At 57.5% G+C, this 20,565-nt stretch carries 18 protein-coding genes and 3 pseudogenes; 10 read left to right on the forward strand and 11 right to left on the reverse strand.

Annotation, left to right across the window (positions count from 1 at the left end):
- Nucleotides 1–89: 89 nt before the first annotated feature.
- On the forward strand, nucleotides 90–599 hold the full coding sequence (locus tag QDY28_RS28310) for an Hsp20/alpha crystallin family protein (RefSeq protein WP_184806027.1): 510 nt from the start codon (nucleotides 90–92) through the stop codon (nucleotides 597–599).
- 130 nt (nucleotides 600–729) lie between these two features.
- Here the strand turns inward: QDY28_RS28310 and QDY28_RS28315 are convergent, their stop codons facing one another.
- Nucleotides 730–1,446: a hypothetical protein gene (locus QDY28_RS28315; protein WP_184806030.1), complete on the reverse strand. Its 717-nt coding sequence runs from the start codon at nucleotides 1,444–1,446 to the stop codon at nucleotides 730–732.
- Between the two features lie 494 nt (nucleotides 1,447–1,940).
- Between QDY28_RS28315 and glmS the strand changes: the two genes are divergently transcribed.
- The 9 genes and pseudogenes from glmS to QDY28_RS28355 all read left to right on the forward strand — a co-directional run.
- Nucleotides 1,941–3,767, forward strand: coding sequence for a glutamine--fructose-6-phosphate transaminase (isomerizing) (gene glmS, locus QDY28_RS28320; protein WP_184806033.1), 1,827 nt, complete (start codon nucleotides 1,941–1,943; stop codon nucleotides 3,765–3,767).
- Between the two features lie 71 nt (nucleotides 3,768–3,838).
- Entirely contained in the window at nucleotides 3,839–4,369 is a 531-nt protein-coding gene (gene msuE, locus QDY28_RS28325) for an FMN reductase (RefSeq protein ID WP_004119752.1), read from the forward strand.
- 424 nt (nucleotides 4,370–4,793) lie between these two features.
- Nucleotides 4,794–5,867 (forward strand): efflux RND transporter periplasmic adaptor subunit, encoded by a 1,074-nt coding sequence (locus QDY28_RS28330; protein WP_184806036.1) that lies wholly within the window; start codon nucleotides 4,794–4,796, stop codon nucleotides 5,865–5,867.
- The gene (locus QDY28_RS28335; RefSeq protein ID WP_184806039.1) at nucleotides 5,867–9,037 is read left to right on the forward strand and encodes an efflux RND transporter permease subunit; all 3,171 of its coding nucleotides are present in this window, start codon (nucleotides 5,867–5,869) and stop codon (nucleotides 9,035–9,037) included. Before QDY28_RS28330 ends, QDY28_RS28335 begins: the two co-directional genes overlap by 1 nt.
- Nucleotides 9,038–9,203: 166 nt before the next feature.
- A pseudogene (locus QDY28_RS28340) lies at nucleotides 9,204–9,502 on the forward strand (type II toxin-antitoxin system RelE/ParE family toxin).
- A gap of 187 nt (nucleotides 9,503–9,689) precedes the next feature.
- Nucleotides 9,690–9,899: a hypothetical protein gene (locus tag QDY28_RS28345; RefSeq protein WP_135488292.1), complete on the forward strand. Its 210-nt coding sequence runs from the start codon at nucleotides 9,690–9,692 to the stop codon at nucleotides 9,897–9,899.
- 143 nt (nucleotides 9,900–10,042) lie between these two features.
- Entirely contained in the window at nucleotides 10,043–10,639 is a 597-nt protein-coding gene (locus tag QDY28_RS28350) for an aminotransferase class I/II-fold pyridoxal phosphate-dependent enzyme (RefSeq protein WP_092576572.1), read from the forward strand.
- Nucleotides 10,542–11,150, forward strand: coding sequence for an aminotransferase class I/II-fold pyridoxal phosphate-dependent enzyme (locus QDY28_RS31110; RefSeq protein ID WP_350223756.1), 609 nt, complete (start codon nucleotides 10,542–10,544; stop codon nucleotides 11,148–11,150). The genes QDY28_RS28350 and QDY28_RS31110 overlap by 98 nt, the downstream gene beginning before the upstream one ends.
- 78 nt (nucleotides 11,151–11,228) lie before the next feature.
- Nucleotides 11,229–11,612 (forward strand): annotated as a pseudogene (locus tag QDY28_RS28355) (ATP-dependent DNA ligase); the annotation flags it as partial.
- Nucleotides 11,613–11,689: 77 nt separating this feature from the next.
- Here the strand turns inward: QDY28_RS28355 and QDY28_RS28360 are convergent.
- From QDY28_RS28360 to QDY28_RS28405, 10 genes and pseudogenes are all read right to left on the reverse strand, one after another.
- A complete protein-coding gene (locus QDY28_RS28360; RefSeq protein ID WP_004119734.1) occupies nucleotides 11,690–12,013 on the reverse strand; it encodes a type II toxin-antitoxin system PemK/MazF family toxin in 324 nt (107 codons plus the stop codon).
- Nucleotides 12,010–12,234 (reverse strand): antitoxin MazE family protein, encoded by a 225-nt coding sequence (locus QDY28_RS28365; protein ID WP_120764323.1) that lies wholly within the window; start codon nucleotides 12,232–12,234, stop codon nucleotides 12,010–12,012. The genes QDY28_RS28360 and QDY28_RS28365 overlap by 4 nt, the downstream gene beginning before the upstream one ends.
- Nucleotides 12,235–12,630: 396 nt before the next feature.
- On the reverse strand, nucleotides 12,631–13,455 hold the full coding sequence (locus QDY28_RS28370) for a hypothetical protein (protein WP_246802362.1): 825 nt from the start codon (nucleotides 13,453–13,455) through the stop codon (nucleotides 12,631–12,633).
- A gap of 329 nt (nucleotides 13,456–13,784) precedes the next feature.
- Nucleotides 13,785–15,035, reverse strand: a complete 1,251-nt coding sequence (locus tag QDY28_RS28375; protein ID WP_120764322.1) for an MFS transporter — start codon at nucleotides 15,033–15,035, stop codon at nucleotides 13,785–13,787.
- A 954-nt stretch (nucleotides 15,036–15,989) separates the two neighbouring features.
- Nucleotides 15,990–16,161, reverse strand: a pseudogene (locus QDY28_RS28380) (IS5/IS1182 family transposase); the annotation flags it as partial.
- A gap of 320 nt (nucleotides 16,162–16,481) precedes the next feature.
- Nucleotides 16,482–16,610: a hypothetical protein gene (locus QDY28_RS28385; RefSeq protein ID WP_331384605.1), complete on the reverse strand. Its 129-nt coding sequence runs from the start codon at nucleotides 16,608–16,610 to the stop codon at nucleotides 16,482–16,484.
- Nucleotides 16,594–17,199: an SDH family Clp fold serine proteinase gene (locus tag QDY28_RS28390; RefSeq protein ID WP_184806048.1), complete on the reverse strand. Its 606-nt coding sequence runs from the start codon at nucleotides 17,197–17,199 to the stop codon at nucleotides 16,594–16,596. The genes QDY28_RS28385 and QDY28_RS28390 overlap by 17 nt, the downstream gene beginning before the upstream one ends.
- Nucleotides 17,200–18,200: 1,001 nt before the next feature.
- The gene (locus tag QDY28_RS28395) at nucleotides 18,201–18,431 is read right to left on the reverse strand and encodes a hypothetical protein (RefSeq protein WP_184806051.1); all 231 of its coding nucleotides are present in this window, start codon (nucleotides 18,429–18,431) and stop codon (nucleotides 18,201–18,203) included.
- Nucleotides 18,432–18,610: 179 nt separating this feature from the next.
- The gene (locus QDY28_RS28400) at nucleotides 18,611–19,270 is read right to left on the reverse strand and encodes a hypothetical protein (protein ID WP_184806054.1); all 660 of its coding nucleotides are present in this window, start codon (nucleotides 19,268–19,270) and stop codon (nucleotides 18,611–18,613) included.
- 82 nt (nucleotides 19,271–19,352) lie between these two features.
- The gene (locus tag QDY28_RS28405; protein ID WP_210320789.1) at nucleotides 19,353–19,652 is read right to left on the reverse strand and encodes a hypothetical protein; all 300 of its coding nucleotides are present in this window, start codon (nucleotides 19,650–19,652) and stop codon (nucleotides 19,353–19,355) included.
- Nucleotides 19,653–20,565 lie beyond the last annotated feature (913 nt).

Here is a 20,565-nt window from a genome sequence, read left to right on the forward strand (position 1 = left end):
GCGCACCTGCTTACTCCTCGGCTGTTCCCGAACCGCCAAGGACGTCATCGCACGACAGGAGGAAGAAAACCGAAGAAAGGATGATAGCCATGAGTGTACGTGACCTGATCCCATGGAGCCGTGGCAACAGCCAGGTTCCGAACGTCTATCGTGGCGACGACATGGACCCGTTCCTGTCGCTTCACCGCAATGTCAACCGTCTGTTCGACGAAGTCTTCCGCAGTTTCGGTCCGCCATCGTTGTTTGGTGGCACATCGCCGATTGGCGCCGAGTGGCCGCACGTAGAGATCAAGGAGAATGACGACGAAATCCGAGTGATAGCGGAAATTCCGGGCATCGATCCAGAGGATATCGAGTTGCTTCTGAAAGACGGCGTGCTTACGCTTCGCGGTGAAAACAAGTCCGATACCGAGGACAAGGATCGCGGGTTCAGCGAGCGTTATTACGGACGCTTCGAACGGCGACTGGCTTTGGGTCGCCAGCTTGATGAGAGTAAGGTCGCCGCAACGTTCAAGAACGGTCTTCTTACGGTGACGCTGCCGAAGACCGAGAAGGAGCGAGCCAACGTCAAGCGGATCGCCATCGACAACACCGAATAATACCGACAGCTGCAAGCTCGCCGGGTACAAACGCACCCGACGAGCTTGGGCAACGGCGACGCAGTCTTACGGTCGCGATCGAAAATACCATCCCGGGCGCTGCGCTTTTGGTCGCATCGCCAATGGGCACTTAGTGGGTAAGCAGAGGTGGAGGCAGGAAGTCCAATACATTGCTCGTATAGCTTTCGACCAGCGCACTGAACGGAGTGCCGTCCTGAAGCTTCAACACTGCATGATGTTCGAGAAGAAAGGGCGGTAGTATAAGAGATCCCGTTGCGGGTGTCGGTAGTTCCTTTTCCACGTCCCATCCTTCTGGAAGAGGGGACCACAGCAAATTGGAAGATAGATTTGTGCGGGTGAAATTAAGAGATTGGACGGCTCTGCCAAAGGCGACGTCGCTCGTATTCAACGCTTTATTCATGTCCATTGTCAGCCTTGCCGGAACATACCAATTGTCAGCCTCAGAAAGGACGCGATTGCCGCAAACGAGGCGGACATGTCGGTAAGCGATGGGCTCGTCGGGGCCGACCGCCAGAAGTTCTCGGATGCGGCTATCGACGGGCTTGTCTCTCCCGCGTACCCGCTGTGCAACGATCTTAGAACCTTGCGGTGCGAGATTGTGTCCGGCACACCACCGGTCGAGCGTCAAAGTGGCGCTAGCGTTACTCAGGAGAGTTGCATTCAAGGTTTGGAGAATCGCAAGCGCCTCAATCCGTGCCGTTGGCGTGTTTGGCCATTGCACCGTGGTGAACGATTCCTGCGCCGATATGTTATGTGCGGCCAGCATGATCGCAGCAGCAGGTGCAAATGCGATAACCCGTATAAACTTCCAACAGTAAATTGACACGAAAAGTCATCCTTTGTGCGAGTTTGATGAGCGGTCGAGACGATATTTATTGCCAGGGAGGCTTTCCCACAAGAACGCTCGAAGGTGACTTCTAAAAGGCTATGTGAGCGGGCCTACCGTCCCGCTTTCAAGGTTTCCGTAGATACCTGGCACCAATGATGGCTGCTGAGCGCATCATGACGGACGTTACCTCTGCCTTGGGAAACCGGCCGGTTTATGTCCGAGGCGGCACCCGTCGTCCCAGCGTGAAAACCGATGCGGCGATAATCCATGACGTAAATGGGTGCGATCCAAAGAATCGATTTTTCCAATAAGTCGAGTGCCGTTAGAACGCGCTGAATTTGGCTTAGCGCGACAGCACGACGGTTTTGCCACGGAGTTCTGACGGAATGATAGCCGTCATGGCGATCAAGGAGTGAAGCAGCTTCGCTCACTCCCAGACTGACGGACTAGGTGAGAGCGTTGTGGCCGATATGCGAAAACGCGGAGAATGTATGTGCGGGATTGTGGGTATTGTCGGCCATCATCCGGTTTCGGACCGGTTGATAGACGCATTGAAACGGCTTGAATATCGTGGCTACGATTCGGCAGGCGTCGCGACGATCGACGGTGGAGCGCTCCATCGCCGGCGCTGTGAGGGCAAGCTCCTCAACCTTGAAGCAAAGCTGAAAGAACAGCCCCTGGCGGGCACAATCGGCATTGGCCATACGCGCTGGGCAACCCATGGCGCGCCGACGGAACGCAATGCCCACCCACATTTTAGCGACGGCATCGCAGTCGTCCACAATGGGATAATCGAGAATTTCGCCGAATTGAAGGATGAGCTGACCGCGGCCGGCACCGAGTTCCAAACCGACACCGACACGGAGGTCATCGCGCATCTCGTGGCAAGACTTCGCCGGGACGGCATGGCCCGGCGCGAAGCAATGCATGCGATGCTGAAGCGCGTCCGAGGCGCTTACTCGCTGGCTCTGCTCTTCGAGGAGGACCCTTCGACCATCATGGCTGCCCGGAATGGCCCGCCGCTCGCGATCGGTCACGGAAGCGGCGAGATGTTTCTCGGATCGGACGCGATTGCGCTGGCGCCCTTCACTAACGAGATCACCTACCTGATCGACGGCGATTGGGCGGTCATCGACAAGACTGGCGTCCGTATCTTCGATATCGACGGAAAGGTCACCACCCGACCGCGGCAGATCTCGGTGGTGACGGCCCATATGATCGACAAGGGCAACTATCGCCATTTCATGGAGAAGGAGATTTACGACCAGCCGGAGGCCATCTCCGATACCCTTGGCCATTACATCAACTTCAGCGACAATCAGGTGGTCGCGGCTTGGCGCGACACCGTCTTCACCAACGTGCAAAGCTTGGCGATCTCCGCCTGCGGCACTGCGTACTTGGCCGGACTAATCGGCAAATACTGGTTCGAGCACTACGCACGTCTGCCGGTCGAAATTGATGTCGCCTCCGAATTTCGGTACCGCGAAATCCCGTTCTCGCCACAGGTGGCAGCTCTCTTCATCTCACAGTCGGGCGAGACGGCCGATACACTTGCTTGCCTACGCCATTGCAAGGAGCACGGCTTGAAGACCGGTGCAGTCGTCAACACGCCCGAATCGACGATAGCACGAGAGTCCGACACTGTGTTCCCGATCCTCGCCGGACCGGAGATCGGGGTTGCGTCTACGAAGGCCTTTACATGCCAACTCGCCGTATTGGCTGCGCTCGCGGTTGCTGCCGGCAGGGCGCGTGGCACCCTTACGGAGAAGGAGGAACAGACACTGGTCGCCCGGCTTGCCGAGATGCCGCGCGTCATTGGGCAGGTGCTCAACAGCATCCAACCCAGGATCGAACTTCTGTCGCGTGAATTGGCAAAGTGCCGCGCCGTGCTCTATCTTGGCCGCGGAACCAGCTTCCCTTTGGCCATGGAAGGCGCCCTGAAACTAAAGGAGATTTCCTATATTCACGCGCAAGGGTATGCTGCCGGCGAACTGAAACACGGTCCAATTGCTCTCATCGATGAGAACATGCCGGTTATCGTGATCGCACCACACGACCGCTTTTTCGATAAGACCGCTTCCAACATGCAGGAGGTTGCGGCCCGCGGCGGACGGATCATCTTGATCACGGATGAGAAGGGCGCTCGCGCCTTGAAGCTCGACACGATGCAAACAATCGTTCTTCCAAATGTGGACGAGATCATTGCGCCGATGATCTTCTCGCTGCCGGTCCAACTACTCGCCTATCATACGGCCGTGTTTGCGGGCACGGACGTCGATCAGCCGCGCAATCTGGCGAAATCAGTCACCGTCGAATAGGTCATCGTTTCCGTAAGGGACGAATGACAGAGTTTAGATGACTTATAACTGCTGAGCATTTGGAGATCGACATGCCGCAAACGAAGATATTTGGCTTCTCGGGGAACATAACACGACCGTCCACGACGCGCACATTCGTCGACCATATCGTCGGGCAATTGGCAATCAAAACGCGAGCGGTGGCGCAGTCCTTCGATGTCGATGACCTTGGACCTTCACTATTGGCGGCCAAACGGCTAGACGACCTCAGCGCTCAAGCACGCGGGGTCGTAGACCAAATGCTGGAGGCAGACGTCCTGGTTGTAGGCTCACCCACCTACAAGGGCAGTTACACCGGCCTATTCAAGCACTATTTCGATTTGCTCGATCCAACATCGCTGAGGGGCAAGCCTATCATCATCGCTGCGACGGGCGGAGGCGAGCGTCATTCGCTTGTCGTCGAGCATCAGTTGCGCCCTCTGTTCGGGTTCTTTGAAGCGCTTGCGATGCCGACCGCAATCTATGCCACCCGTAATGACTTCGCCCACGGGGAGGTGATTTCCGAGGCCATCCGCATGCGTGTAGGCCGGGCTGTCGAGGAAGCAGCGTACGCAATAGGATGACCAGACGCAGCAAACGTCGGCGCAACAGGCTCTATTGTCCCACGCGAACCTTAAGAGGCGAATTAGCGGTATTCACCGCCTCGAAGACAACGTTGACTCTGTGTTTCCCTGGTCCAATCGGATGCCAGTGTCCTCAAAACGCTAGCCTCTCCCCGGCCGTAGGTGGTCTTGTTATAGTTGGCGAGCGCGCCCAATCCTGGCTCAATCCAGCAGCTGATTGGCGATCTCTGACGGAGTCGCCGACAAAAAACTGCTGCTTTGGACGGCGGAATAGCCCGACATCACTGGTGTCGCCAAGATGTTTTGAACAGTTGAGTTTTGTCACCTTCGAGACCGTCAGGCATTTCAACTTTGCACCACAACAGCCGACATTTTTGACGCCACGGTTGAGCGCGGACACCCGTGAACTGCGAGGAATTGCCATTTGAGAAAACCGTGTCTTCTACTCGCTGCCGTTCTTGTCTGTGCAGCACTCCAGTTTCCCTGCGCCAATAGCATGGCTGAACAGGCGGCCGCACCCGCTCTGACGGTTTCTCTGACGGCGCCGGCAATACGGGACTGGCCGGAGACCGTTCCCGCGAGCGGCTGGTTGAAGCCCTGGCAGGAAGCAATCATCGCGTCCGAAACGAGTGGCCTGCGCATCACCGACGTCCTGGCGGATGTCGGGTCCGTGGTCACGAAGGGGCAGACGCTGGCCCGGCTTTCGCAGGAGAGCGTGCTGGCGGACCTTCGCAAGCAGGAGGCGGCTGTCGTGACTGCCAAGGCAAATCTGACAAAGGCCAAGGCGAATGCGGATCGTGCACGCCAGCTCAGCACTTCGGGGGCCCTCGCCGACGAGAAAATCACTGGATATCTGGCCGACGAGCAGACGGCGACGGCAAGCCTGACATCCGAGGAAGCCGCGCTCGACGGCGAAAAGATCAAGCTTGCGCAGACGACTATCACCGCCGCCGACGATGGCCTCATAACCTCGCGTTCGGCCGATCTCGGCGCCGTCGTCTCCACCGGCACCGAGCTCTTCCGCATGGTGCGCCAGCAGCGTGTCGAATGGCAGGCCGAAGTATCGGCGCGTTATCTGCCGCGCATTTCGGAAGGCTTGAGCGTTAGGATCAACGGGCCGGAAGGTCACGTCATTGCCGGCAAGGTGCGGCTTGTCGGACCCTCGGTCAGCACCGACACCAGCCGGGCGATCGTCTATGTCGCGCTTCCCGCCGACATTCGTCCGCGGACCGGCCTCTACGTCACGGGCAGCATCGAGTTGCAGACCACACCGGCGCTCACCGTCCCCGAGACGGCAATCGTGTTCCGGGATGGCATCAGCTACGTCTTCACCGCCGGCGAGGACAAGCGGGTGCGACGGGTCCGCGTCGAAACCGGCCGCCGCAACAATGGTGAAGTCGAGATCGTCTTCGGCATCGATCGGTCGTCGAAGGTCGTGACGTCAGGCGGTGCCTTTCTGTCGGACAATGACCTCGTGAAGATTGCGGAGGCGAACTGATGAACTTCTCCGCCTTCTCGATCCGCAATCCCATACCAGCGATATTGCTGTTTGTGATGTTTGGATTTGGCGGGCTTTGGGCATTCAAACAGCTGGCGGTTCAGTACTTTCCGGATATGGACCTGCCGACCATCAGTGTCACCGCCACGCTCGACGGCGCTGCGCCGACGCAGCTCGAGACGGAGGTTGCCCGCACCATCGAGGATAGCCTCACCTCCTTGAGCCATCTCGATCATATTCTCACGACGATCACCGACGGCACCGTCTCGACCAAGGTATCCTTCAAGCTGCAGAAAGACAGCGAAACGGCCCTCAATGAGGTCCGCAATGCCGTCGATAGCGTCAAGGCCGATCTGCCGGCACAGATGGCGACGCCGATCATTACGAAGGCCACCGTCCAAAGCTCCGCACTTGTCACCTATGCCGTCCGCTCGACCGCTCTCAACGAGACCGAACTCTCCTGGTTTGTCGATAACGATCTGACCAAGGCACTGCTATCGGTCCCGGGCGTCGGCCAGGTCAACCGCATCGGCGGGATCGATCGCGAGGTCCATGTCGATCTCGATCCTTCGACGATGGCGTCGTTCGGCGTCACCGCCGCGACGGTATCAGCGCAGTTGAAGGCCGTGCAAGCCGACAAGTCTGGCGGCCTTGGCGAAGTCGGCGGCAAGCGTCAGACATTGCGCACGCTCGGCGCCGTAGAGTCGGTCGAGGCCCTGAGGGAGCTCACTATACCGCTCGCTAACGGGCAGCAGGCCCGACTCGACGACATCGCCTCGGTCAAGGACAGCTTCGCGGAGCGCACCTCGATGGCCTATCTCGACGGCAAGCCGGTGATCGCCGTCGAAATCAAGCGTTCGAACGGGTTTTCCGACAGCAGCGTTTCGGCTGACGTTAACACGGCAATGAAAAATTTCGCAGCGTCGCATCCCAATGTGCAGATCCATGCAGTCTACAGCCTGATCGGGTCAATTCTCGGCAATTATGACGGCGCGATGCACATACTGTATGAGGGTGCGATCCTGGCGATCGTGGTTGTCTGGCTCTTCCTTCGGGACTGGCGCGCGACGATCCTGTCGGCTGTGGCACTGCCCTTGTCGGTCATACCGACCTTTCTGGTCATGTACCTGGCGGGCTTCAGTCTGAACGTCGTCACCTTGCTGGCGCTGTCGCTTGTGGTAGGTATTCTCGTCGACGACGCCATCGTCGAGATTGAAAACATTGCCCGCCACCTGCAGATGGGCAAGCGGCCGATCGATGCCGCGATGGAGGCGGCCAACGAGATCGGGCTGGCCGTCATCGCCACCACCTTCACGCTGGTCGCCGTCTTCCTGCCGACGGCATTCATGAGCGGCATACCGGGCCTCCTGTTCCGTCAGTTCGGCATCACCGCCGCTGTTGCCGTCGTTGCCTCGCTTGTCGTTGCGCGTCTGCTTACCCCCATGATGGCAGCCTATTTCATGAAGGCTCATCCGTCGGAGCAGAAGGATGGCCGAATCATGCGCGCCTATATGGCGCTCGCGAAGGCTGCCCTCGATCACCGGAAGACAACAGTGGCCGTGACTGCCGTCGTCGTTGCGGTTTCGCTTTCCGTTATCCCCCTCTTAAGAACGGGATACCTGCCAGCCGCTGACGACTCGCGGACGCAGATCACGCTCACCCTGCAGCCCGGCGCCACTGTCGAGCAAACCGACGCCGCAACCAGGAAGGCCGCAGATATTCTCAGTGAGATTCCCGACGTGACACATGTGTTTGCGGCTATCGGCTCGGGATCCTCGGGCGGTGGTGCGACGGTCGCCAGGAGCAGTGTCGGGTCTGCCGCGATCGTCGCCACGCTGACGCCGATTGATGAGCGCGACCGCAAGCAGTCGGAGATCGAAAACGATATCCGGCAGGCGCTCTCCGTCCTCCCCGGAGTGCGTGTGGCGGTCGGTATCGGCAACGGTACCAAGCTCGAGTTCACTCTGGCCAGCGACGATGCCAGTGCGCTCGATAGCGCAAGCACGGCGCTCGAGGAGCAGTTGCGCACGCTGCATGGCATCGGTGCGGTGACATCAACGGCCGCAAGGCAGGCGCCGGAAATTCAGATCACGCCCGACTTTGCGCGCGCCGCAGCGCTCGGGGTAACGTCGAATGCGATCGCCAGCGCCGTGCGCGTGGCGACAAATGGGGAATATTCCTCCGACCTGCCGAAGCTCAACCTGCCGCAACGCCAGATCCCGATCGTCGTCCGCTTCTCGCCGGAAACGCGCACCAGTCTGGATGATATCAAGACCATGCGGGTGGCCGGCACCAATGGCAATGTCGATCTCGGATCGATTGCCGATGTCCGCATCGGCGGCAGCCCTTCGGAGATCGACCGTATCGACCGCATGCGCAATGTCACCGTTTCCGTCGAACTCAACGGCCGCATTCTGGGCGATGTCAACCGCGAGGCGAAGGCGCTGCCGGCTCTCCAGCATCTGCCGCCAGGCGTTACGCTGGTGGAACAGGGCGAGTTGCAGCGCAGCTCCGAGCTGTTCCAGAGCTTCGCGCTTGCGATGGCGATCGGTGTGTTCTGCATCTATGCCGTGCTCGTCCTGCTGTTCCACGATTTCCTGCAGCCGCTCACGCTGCTGATGGCCCTGCCGCTCTCGCTCGGCGGCGCGCTGGTGCCACTCGTGCTGACCGGCACCAGTTTCTCGATGCCTGCCGTCATCGGCCTTCTCATGCTGATGGGCGTTGTGACGAAGAACTCCATCCTTCTCATCGAATATGCGATCATGTCACGTCGCCGAGGCATGTCCCGGTTCGATGCGCTCGTCGATGCCTGCCACAAGCGGGCGCGGCCGATCGTCATGACCACCCTTGCCATGGCCTCGGGCATGCTGCCGGCCGCGCTCAGCCTGTCGGGTGGGGATTCCAGCTTCCGGCAGCCGATGGCCATTGTGGTGATCGGAGGCGTGATGATATCAACGCTGCTCAGCCTCATCATTATCCCGGTCATCTTCACCTTCGTCGACGACCTGCAAAATTTGCTCAAATCGTTCAATCGCCGAGCGCTTCGACGCCATGCGACCTGCGGGCGAGAGACGGAGTTCAGTAATTTGCCAGGCGATCTCGGCGGCGATACAGGGAAATCCCTAGAGATGACTCCATCTCAGCATAAAGTCATCGAACCCACACCTTGATCGGGACTGGAGGCGTTTTTGGCAAACGCTTCTCGTTGTCGATCAAATCACGCGAATTCCAACCCTCGGCCTGTCATTGATATTGCCTCCTGCGGTCAAGTGCGAAGCTCGGCGCCTTCTTTGTTGCGGCAGTCGCGCGTGTGGATACTATGCGCGGCAGCAGATAATGCATTTTAATTTTAGCCTTTCAGTTGAGGCGGAAGAGGACATCATTGCGATCGCCGAACAAGGTGTAAGCATGTTCGGATCCACACAGGCGAGGCGATATCATGATGACTTGTTCGCTGTGCTTGACCTCATTGCCGCCAACCCGCGAATGGCACGTGAGCTGGAAGAGATTTCGCCACCGTTAGAATTCATCCGTTCGAGGCCCATCCTATTGTCTACAAGATCGAGGAAAACGGAGCAATTTTCGTGATCCGAATACGCCATAGACATGAAGACTGGACCGGCGATCCTGTCTAGGACTCACTGAGTAGACCAACATGCATCATTGTGTGAGAGGCGTTACGGTCGGGCTGTGACGCATGTCAGATCAGCTACATCGCCGTTATCCTGTGCTTTTTCTCCTGATTTTTTGGAGGAGATGGCCTATACCGATTTGCCGGACAGCAGTCTGGAGAGTTCGTTCTAAGATAACGTCGGGGACTGAGTGACGCAGCAGTTCGATTTGTTTGTTTCAAGTGAGACACCTTCCGCGAAGGCAGCTGCTTCATTGCCTGCCAAGCGCCAACGGTCAGCTGCTTTAAGTGAGGACGATATGGTGCAGCAACTCCAGGCGACCGGCCGATATCGCATCCTCAAAAAACTCGAACCGCGTGCCATCGCAACGGAGGCGCGGCCCGGATTCCCGTTGAAGTGAGGTGGCTCCTGATCGAGGCTCGCCCGGGCAAAGGAACCTTCGTTCGCGAGGGGCCCGCAAGTCCCGCCGAGGTTGTCGACCTATCTTGGCAATCTGTCGCGCTTGGAGCTGCGCGGGGAGACGGTGGTTTTTTGGAAACTTCATTGACGCTTCCACCAGCCGACGGCTTGATCTTGAGCATGGGCTACCTGCCGCCTGATCTACAGGCGTCTGGCCTTTTGGCACACGCGCTCCGTCGAGCCGCAGGTCGTGTCGATCTTTGGGATAGACTGCCGATCGAGGGTCTTCAGTCATTGCGGGCGTGGTTCGCGCGCGAGATCGGAAACGGCGCCGTGTTCTCACCCCACGATGTCATCATATGCAACGGCGGACAGGCGGCGATCACTGCGACGCTACGGGCACTTGTGCCGCCTGGACGTCCCATTCTTGTGGAGACGCCGACCTATACTGGCGCTATGTCGGCTGCCCGGGCGGCGGGTCTTGAAGTCATTCCCGTAGCCATTGACGAAAACGGAGTGCGACCGGAACTGCTGGAGGACGCCTTCGAACAGACGGGGGCCCGGGTCTTTTACAGCCAACCAACCTTCTCCAATCCTTCGGGCGTCGTCATGTCGAATGAGCGGCGAGCTGCTGTCCTCGACATTGCTGCAAAGGCAGGCGGGCGCCTTCATCATCGAGGACGACTGGGCGCGCGATCTCGATCTGGCAGGCAACGCACCGGCTCCGCTTGCGACGGCTGATCGCCATGGACACGTTGTTTATATTAGGTCCCTTGCCAAATCGGCTGCACCCGGTTTGAGGGTCGCAGCCGTTATCGCAAGGGGAGCTGCCCTGGCACGGCTGAAGGTGGCTCGCGTGAGTCAAGACTTTTTTGTTTCCGGTCCCTTGCAAGCGGCGGCTTTGGCCGTTGTCTCCGCGCCAAGATGGAAGCCTCATCTCAAGGCCGTCCGCGCTGCCCTAATCGAGCGGCGCGATGTCCTCGTCGGGGTGCTGCGCGAGGAAGTTGGGGATTGCGTGACGTTCCAGGTCCCGACCGGAGGCATGCACCTTTGGCTACGCTTGCCGGATCACGTCTGCGATGTCGCACTCGCTGCAGACCTGGCCCGGAACGACGTTATCGTTGGCGCTGGTCGCCCATGGTTTCCTGCGGACCCAGAAGGCTCTTTCCTGCGGCTAACTTTCGCAGGCCACCCCACCACTCTTGTTGAGGGCGCAAAGCGCCTCAGCCAGGCTATTAAACACAAACTTTAATCTTGGATAACGGAAGGAATAGGGGTTAGTCCGCTGCGCGAGAAGCGGCAGGGCCAGCCACGCTTTCCATTTGACCCAATGCCGGAACGGGTCGAGCCATGCCTTGCACTGCTCGAAGCCGCCGAAGGGTGCCGATTGGGTCTATGAGATCAAATGGGACGGATCCCGCTTGGCCGTCCATATCGAGCCGCAGCGTGTTCGCATCCTTACGCGTGGTGCCATGATTGGACACATCGCTTTCCATCGATTGCCGCGGCAGCAGGTGAGATCGGTGGGAACGCCATCCTCGATCGCGAGGCGGTTGTTCTTGATGAGGTAAGACGGTCAGACTTCCGTGCCCTTCAGCAGGCGCTGGGCGGTCGCGGCGGTAAACGGAGTTCGGGGGAGGCGATTTTCTACGCCTTCGATCTTCTGTACTTCGATGGCCACGATCTCCGCCAGGTGGAGCTATCCGAGCGCCGGTAGGCACTTTCCGGCGTGGTACACGGGGACGCGGATGCAGTTATGCCGGGCTACCAGCACCCCGGATGGGTTCATCTTTAAGCAACACCTAAAAAAACGGCGAGCGATCTTGTGACCGCCAGGAGCGCATCATCTTCCAGGCGACCGATCGTTGTGCCAATTCTATCCCGTTTCACGGACATGGCTTTGTCCACCATCACTTGCGAGGCTTTTCGCAATCCGCTTTGCACTGTCGGCTGAATGGTTGGTCGAATGAGCGGCGCGTCGACCAGTGTGCTGGAGATCAGCAGGACAGTGATCGTTCCAGTTGCATCAAACTGATCGGCCTGGATGATTAGTGCTGGACGCGGCTTGCCGAAATCACCGCTGATTGCGACGGTCACAATGTCACCGCGCCTCACGCTTCACCCTCGTCGTCCAGGTCATCGAGAGCGGCGTCAAGGAAGTCTTGCAGACCGGGATCGGCGGCATCGGCAAGGGCTACCTGAACGGACTGACGATGGCATTCGGCGGCAAAACCAGGGCGACGAGTATCGGGAACCCATATTTGCACAGGACGCAGCCCAGCGGCGCGCAACGTCTCACGGCGCTTTTGAACTCGTTCGTTGACCGAGCTTGCCATGATCAAACTCCAATGTGATTGTTACATGTAACATAATGGGCGAGCCCCGCCATGTCAATGAGTCGCAGCAGAGCGTGAAGGTACTCACTCTGGCGGGGACAAGTTGCGGTATATTCAGGCGTCGGTTGGGAGGGGCGGGCTGATCGAGTTCCGGCGCTTGCCTGGGGCCTTTGCCGAAGAACCGACCATTCATCGTCCACAACGACTGGTCGTCAAAATGTGTCGACGAAGTGGATTGGTGACCCGACATTTTCAAAAACAAAAGAGGCAATTACCTCAGAGCGATACGGCACTGTCGCGTACGCTTCAGGATACAGTAAATGCGAACCATCCTGTGCCCATATTTGCGCCGCCCAATGTTTGGCAGATGCGAACGAATGCCAACACAACGCCCGGTCAGTTGGCAACGAGTTTGAGCCAATTCGCGTTGACCCAGCCCTTGTTCTTATAGGGCAGGGGGTGCGTTTTCGTTGAATGGCATCTCACATTGGGGGTCTCGCTCCCGTAGACGACACCGGCCCACTGTCCGCGCTGCTGGAAGGCGATGACCATATCGCCATTGTGAAGTTCGCCAAGCTGGCGGTACTGGCTGCCAGGCCCGGACCTTATTGCGAGAAAGCCGTCCCCGTTGGCTTTTAGTCCGGCAACCATGTTGCTCGAGCAGTTTGCCACCTGACCGTCTCCGCCCTCTTCCAGAATTTGGACGTCCAGGTCACCGCCCGCGGCCGTCGCTTTTTCCGTGGCAGGCTGATCGCTTTTTCCTTGCTCCGGTTTGAAATCCCTGCCGTTCCAGTACAGGGTCGAATAGCAGGTGTCGGACCCGGCGCGGCCGCAGCTACTTCCATGCAGGGCAAGCTTGATCGCCGGTCGCCCTGCGATCTCGACAAAGCCTATGCCCTGCACATAGTCGTCAAAGATGGATTTGTAACTTTTGTCGGGTTTGGCCACGAAAATCTGCGTCTCGCATCCAGCCGAACCGCAAAAGGATGAAGGCATGCCGACACATTTCAAATGAGCGTAATCAAGAATGTAATCCGGAACCTGATCGCCGTTGATGTCCTTGATGCTGACGAAGCCCTTTTCAAGCTTGGCAGGCCCTCCGCAGTCTTTCTTGGACTCGTCGATCGCCGCCTGAACGGGCTGGGGGAGCGACTGCGCCGATGCGGCGCCCGAGCATGCGAGAGCGGCCGCCGCGCTTACCACCAGAATTGCCTTGCGCATTTTTCCCTCCGGAGCAGCCGAATTGCGACGCCTCGCCTGGACATTGGTGTCCGAGACGGCGCGTGTATTGCAAGGAAACATACATGAAAGGGCGAGCGTCTTGTATCGCCTGAACGGGCGATGACCGCGCATATAGCCCAGCACTGCGCCGTCACATTGCGGAATGGACCGCGGACAGTGATCGCAGTGGCCGTAGAGTGACGAACTGCTCGAAGCTCGGCGCCACGCCAAATCCGGCGTCTACAGGCCATAAGGCTAAGCCGCTGCGGGCTGGCTCGCTGCAATTCGTGCAGATTGGCTAATGGGCTCGCGGTCCTTAGCCCTGTCTCTTAAGGTCGATTGCTCCAAGCAATAAAACCTCCGACGAGCATTAGGAATGACGTAAAAAAGAACACTGAATGTATACCGGCATGAGCAGCTAATACGCCGCCAATGGCCGGGCCGAGCACTTGACCCGCGTGCTGCGCCGATGTCGACCAGCCGAGGATCGCGCCGACGGCTTGCTCGGGGACGCTGTGGCGTATCACGCTGCCGATACAAGGTAGCAAGCCCCCTAAAACGAGCCCCATCAATATTCGCAGCCCCACCAACTCCAAAACGTTCGTAACGAAAGCTTGTGACAGAAGGAGTGCCGCAGCGATGCACATTGCGACAACGATAACTTTCCAGTGCCCGACGCGATCTGCTAGTCTTCCAAGGTGCGAGGCGGAAAGAACACTCCCAAACGCTGTACCCGAAATGACCAGACCGGCCCAAAGGGTAACATGACGATTTGGCTCGACGAGTTGCGAAATGTAAATCGCTGTTATTGGTTCAATGGACATATTGGCGATCATCAGAAGCAAGCCCGTCGCCAGCATTGCCAAGACAGGCCTCCTGCTTGGGATCGTCGACCAACTGTTGGAGTGTTCACGCTCTGTCGTTCGAGCATTGAAATTCTCTCTGATCAAAAATGCGCTGGCAACAAAAGTGAGGAAGACTAATGCCGCAGTCAAAAAGAACGTTTCTCGAATGCCGATTAATGTTGGTAGAAATCCGCCGATCAGCGGGCCGACGAGGTTGCCCCCCATAATCCCCGTGGCCAAGAACCCCAACGCCCAGCCAATACGGTCTTTGGGAACCTGTGTCGCTACCAAAGCATATGATCCAGACGAGTAGCCTCCGAGTAGACCGGCTAAAAATCTCATAGCCAGCAACTGCCATACATCTTGAGCTACACCCATCAAGGCCATCGCTGCGACCACGCCCAAGCTTGCGCGAACCATCATCGCCTTCCGACCGTAGCGGTCGGCAAGTCTTCCCCAGAGCGGGGCAACCAGTGCGGCCGCAAGGAAAGTCACGCCGTACGCCACGCCCGAAAACTGCGCTATGGATGCTTGGTCGCTGACGCCTAATTCCCGGATATATAGGGGTAAGAAGGGAAGTAACATTGTCATGGCAACGGTCGTGGTGAACGAACCGGCAGCACAAACAATAAGGTTCGTCCTCCAATAGGGCGTGCTGCCGTTCAGATACGAGCTCGCATTCCCAAGCTTATTTCCACTGTTGAGCACTGTGAATCGCACTTCTTGCTGGGGCATATGGATTTCGGGCACACATTCGGTGTCAATGCCGACCTCGAACCGACTGCTTCGCTTCCGTGTGCGTCGAGGATTGCTAAAGACGTTATGGATCAGAAGTCCTCCTCAGTCGCGGGATAATCCGCTCTATGGCGGAAGGGATTGACGCTGTGGTCAATGCCTTCTCCGGTAGAATGTACTCTGGTAGATATCTGACATGTTGCTCTTGTAGCCCCCGGTCCGTCCGCTGGATTTAGCCGAGAAAGGAATGTTCGCCGGCAGCTCCCGCCGTTTCGCTACAGGGCTGCAAGGCTCGTGCCAAAAACACCGAAAGACTTCCTGTCAGCTTTTCAGCTATTTAACTTGAGACAAAATGAGTTTGCTCAACAAAACTGTGTCGCAAACCCGGTGCAGACGCGTCAAATGAGATGCTCCCGCCGTCTCAACTATGCATTTCGCGGACATCTTGTAATTTCCGTTGCCAGCAGGTTGTCAACGATGAAATCGATATTGTGTTCTTAGAGCGCGCACGCGAACGCGTCTCTCGTGCCGCTTGTTCTCTGTAGCAGTTAGGAGCCGCATAAAAGCGGCAGAGCCGGCTGCTCGGCTGATAACAAGATAGGTTGTCATTCTTGAGTTCAGGAAGTCGGCGACACAGTGAGATCGGTGCGCCATGCTGCGGCACTCGCGAAACCAGCCAAACTTAAATCAGCAGGTTTGGAGCACCTACCGTCGCTCTGCCCCACTTCCCCAAGCATGCAGCACGCCGCGGTGTTGACCCAGATCAACGTAGCCAACCGCATTGCTGGTAATCTTAAGCATTGCTAAATCCGAAGGTTAAATGCGGAGGTGACACAATGCTAGCGGCAGCAAGAAAAGATTATCTCGTCGGCCCGTCGCGGAATGCAATCCCGTGTTTGGGGCGTTGGTGCATGGATTGGGATTTGAGGGGATGGCGATCTTTGAAACGGCTGTCTATGGCGTGGCTGCCCTACGGCGGACGGATTTCGGGCGTGCGCAAGCAAGCATGCGGTTGAGGACGGCGCAGCCGATAGCGACTTCGGTCTGCTGCACGGGAGACGATCTTGCGCGCAAAACGTTTTCCGATGATGGACTTGTATCGCCCTATGGCGGTCTCGATCAGCGAGCAACGGCTCAGCCATTGAATATCGCGAGTTGACCGAAGGCGAAACACCCTTGAAGATCGCTGGATCGGCTCTATCCGCGACTGACGACCGTGGGCGCACCGCGGCGACGAATTTCGCGCGATCCACGATGTTTTTTCCTTTTTTGGATAGCTTCGGCAGCAACCGGCATTCAGTTTGGTTTCATCGTGTGGTAACGGACCGTTGCGCGAGCAAAACGCCCCCCGGAAATTTGCTCGCGCACAATGAACCACACCCGGTTCCTCGGCCCTGCCTCACTGCCTTGAGGTGGGGCCATTTCACTAAAGACCGCTCCAGAACGTCACAGCTTCGCCGCCGCGGTGAAGAAGTCGTCGATCTGCTGGGGCGCGAAGCCCATCGCCTGAAAGCCCTCCTGCATCATCGGCAACGATTTGACGAACGAGCCGGAATATTCATAGGCGATCTGCACCGATCGGTCCTGCGTTTTCACCCATCCATCGACCTGGTCGAGAAGGCCTGCAGCTGCTTCCTCTTCTCTCATTGAGGCCGTGATTTTCAAGCAGCCTCTTTGCAAGCTCGCGGATTTGATTGCGGCTTCGGAAAATCTGGCCGAGAACAAGCGGGTGAACTTGGTCGGAAAGTTTATTGAGAATTGTTCCCAGCGATGGTCCGTCGACGACGCCAAGCTCTGACTTCGCTAGGTCGATGAAGCCTTGAACTGCTTCGACGCTTACGGGAACGCGTTGGTGTGGTTGGCCGGGCACCATCGGTGACAAGGGACCGGACAGGCTCGGATCGATGGGGCCGAGCGTTGCTTGCTTCGTCATGATGATCCGATTGGCACCGAGCGAGATCAGGGTTCCCGCGCTGTGGGCCTTATTCGGAACGAGGACCTCTAAGTCGTCGCAAAAAATGCGAAGCAGGTTAATGATACGGCATGCGGCCGCTGAATCGCCGCCATTAGTGTGAGGTATGAATGTAATTTTCTGTGCCGGCCATACCTTATCGAGGTGTTGGACAAAATAGTCGAACGCGTCGTTCGCGATCTGTGTTTCCATCTGCGGGCGGTCGCCGTTACGTAGCGTAACGCCTTCGATCCTCGATCCGCCTCGATCTTCTCAAGCAATGCCTTTCTTGTCGCGACTGTCATTTGGTTCTATTTCTCCCAGCAAACACGCTGAAAACTAACTTACGGTTGCTCGAATCCCAAGCGGACTCGCTCAGTTCGTGATATCTTCGTGACCCCTGCGTCGGTCCCTTAAAATCCTTGCTGCAGTGAATGTATCGGCGCACACCGTCCCTAATCTTTCTTCACGTCGCGGTTTATAGCAATGTCGGCTCCGGATACTAGCGGGGTACGCCCCATGCCCGAACAGCCGCATTTCGAGGCCGAAGGACGTATATCATTGATGACATTATCATGTTCTAATTCAGCGGTCGGAAGTGTGCCTCCGACGATTGAAACAGAGCACTTCATGGAAACTGTGCCCCTATCCCGATCGGATAGGGGCTTTTTCTCGGGCTCGCGACGACGGCAACCGGCTAATGAAGGTACTCGGATGGCGCGATCTCTTCCCGGCTTCGGGCGGCAGCGACCACCAATCGTCGCCTGTTAAGGACAACCCTGATTAGTTTTCGACCGTTCGGGCTCATGGGGTCGATATTCTGCCTTTTGCAACACCCGCTCACAGCGTCTACCAGAGCGTCAACGTCTTCAAAATCGTGGAAATAACTAAGATCAAACGCCATGCGTTCCTCCTGAATAAGGCAGAAGCGCGTATGATCTCCCAAGCGATCGTAGCCGTAAAATGCCGATCGATGGGGCACAGTACGCCGGAAATGGGTACATGGCAAAGAAAAAGCCCCCGCCTACTTGCGTTTCAGCGGGGGGAGGAAATATGGCAATATATTAGAATGCGCGAGTGAATGCTCAAAGGCCAAACTTAAGGTCACAAACCCTGTCCGAGCAGTTTTGGTAACTTTTTATTTCCAAAAGCACGCAAAAGTCGTGTTACGCGCTTTGGCATCCGATTCTTCGAATGGTCTTCTCCCAATGCCGCTATTTATTGTTTTGAGCGGGTGCTGTCGCGGGCGGCGTTGTGGTGGTCGGCTGTGTCGTCGTCGTCTGGGCTGGGGCGTTAGGGTTTGTCGTGCTGGTGTGCGGCCAGAAAGCCCAGGCGAGAGCCGCGACCACAATAATCGCGAGAATGACGACCCATGGCACCCAAGGTTGCCGACGTACCGGTGTCGTTCTGAGATCTGGGTTCGGCCTGTTGAAATCGTTGCTCATCGGAGTGCTCCTTTGAGACGTAACCTTTAGCTGCAGCAAAGGTTCCTGACTACGCGGCGTTGCGGTGAAGTTCATGAATGTGGGCTAATGGGGCTGTCTCCTCGGCTACGCCGTCCCATTCACCTGGCGATCCTCATCCGCTCCAGCGCCGGCAGATAAGCCAAATCACTGAGTCGAATCTACTCGAACAACTGCGATGCGAGATAGAAGTGGCCGCCCATGCTCTCAATGGTCGGCTCCGAGATGTTCTCATCGCTCGGAAACAAACTACTGCCTTGACCGTAGTCCTTTCCGGGCTCACGCGGTTGCCGATCGAACGATCGGCTTCGGAATGACGCGGACCAAGTCGTTGGCGGAGACGCAATCTGATCAGTCTCATCGTAGATCAAGTCGAATCCCAAGGTTGATCCACCGAAGCCGCCGGCAATTTCTCCCCAACTCCAGTTGATAAGTACGGGATGGCCGTGAGCGGCTGCGCTGTCTCTCACGTCCTTGAGAAAATCGGACTTGCGATACTCAAAGCGCAGGCGGTCAGGGGTAACGCCTAGATAGGCAATGGCGATCACTGGCAGAGCGCCAAGAAATGGCGCAACCACGACTGACAACATCCGCCACCAACGTCCCTTTATCGCATTCGAGACGATGAAAAAGAGCCACGCAAAAAAGGCGACGAGCATGGGGCCGAGCCACAGCATATCGCCGTCCCAATAGAGCTCGTACGCGAAACTTATGCCGTTCACGACGTCTGCGTAGAGAACAAACAGGAAAGCCCAGAGTATATAGGAGAGCTTGAATTCATCCCGAGGTGGAGATGTTGTGCGGGCAACTAAATCAGACAAATTCCTTCTCTTCCTGCCGACGAGTTGGGATCACATCAGCGCCGAAAACGGTTTCGCTCGTTGAAACAGCGGCAAAAATAGTTCAATCGCGCGAACGAGCCTCGCGCCCCGCGAACGGCTCAAATTCATCATCGCCGTCGAGATATTCCAGCTCGTGATCAATGTGGTCGATCGCCCAGCAGAGCGCCTCGATCTCGCTTCTCAGGTGCTCGGCCAAGTCCCCGGTAATGATGGCGATATCGGCCGCAGGCAGAGAAGCCTTGCTGTTGATGATCTTGATCGCGTCAGCCTCAAGGCCGGCAAGATGATGCTTCGCCCGCTCAATCTGGAATGACAACTTGCTTCGGTTGTCCAGCAGATATTCTCTGGTTTCGTCGATCATTTCGGCACCCGGCACGGCTCAGCACAAAAGAAAGCCCTGAGGGGAATCCGCAGGGCCAGAGAAGTGAGAGATATCGGATGGAAAGGAGCTCCGATAACTTTGGTCTAAAGGACGTCATGTCCTGACCACGATGGCAGAAGTTTGCCAGAATTCCGCCTCGCCGTAAAGTTCAGACTAATGGTTGGTCACCAAGCGGACGCTGAAAGCTTCGTGCGTCAATGGAGAAGCTGCGCCACCTTCAGCACCAACGTGCTTAGGCCCGCGCGCACCGTCAAAGCAGTCAAAATCGAAGTCGACATCATATCGCTCCTCAAATCGGATTTTGCGAGCTGACTACTGCAGCGGTGGAGGCGGTGTCGCTTGACAGATGGCGTGACATTGGCTGCGCCTTGCGCATCAACCTACCGCTGGCCTCCAGTCAAACGTAATCGTCGGGGAGGCGGTGCGCAGGCCGCCGATCGCTTCTTGCACGAAGTTTGAGAAGTTCCGCATAGCTTCCTTTGATGGGAGCAGGGACGACGTGCTTTGTCGCAGGCTTTGCGGCTTCAAGAACGGCTCTTACGTCTTCGTCGAGGAGAACCATACGGTTGCCAATAATGCGACAGGCGCCCAGTTGCCTGGCGAGTTTTCGAACCTTGCTAGGAGACCAGCCGTAATGTTTTGAGAATTGTTCAGGGGTCCCGGTAGGGACGATGGTTACCCATCGCCCCCCGGTCAGTTCCGTACGTGCGGCACTACCGCATACGGCTCCTATCGGCTGTAGTGACGGTAAGCCGAGCATCAGGATGCGGATGCATCAGCCGGCACGGTGGCAGGTATTTGCGGACGAGCCTTTGGAAACGATCCCAAGGCAAGCGGTGTCGCTGGCTTCGGCGCATCAAGGCGTGTCGCCAAGCTCGACCAACTTCCCAGC

The organism is Rhizobium sp. BR 362, assembly GCF_036528765.1.
In the GTDB taxonomy this organism is placed as follows: domain Bacteria; phylum Pseudomonadota; class Alphaproteobacteria; order Rhizobiales; family Rhizobiaceae; genus Rhizobium.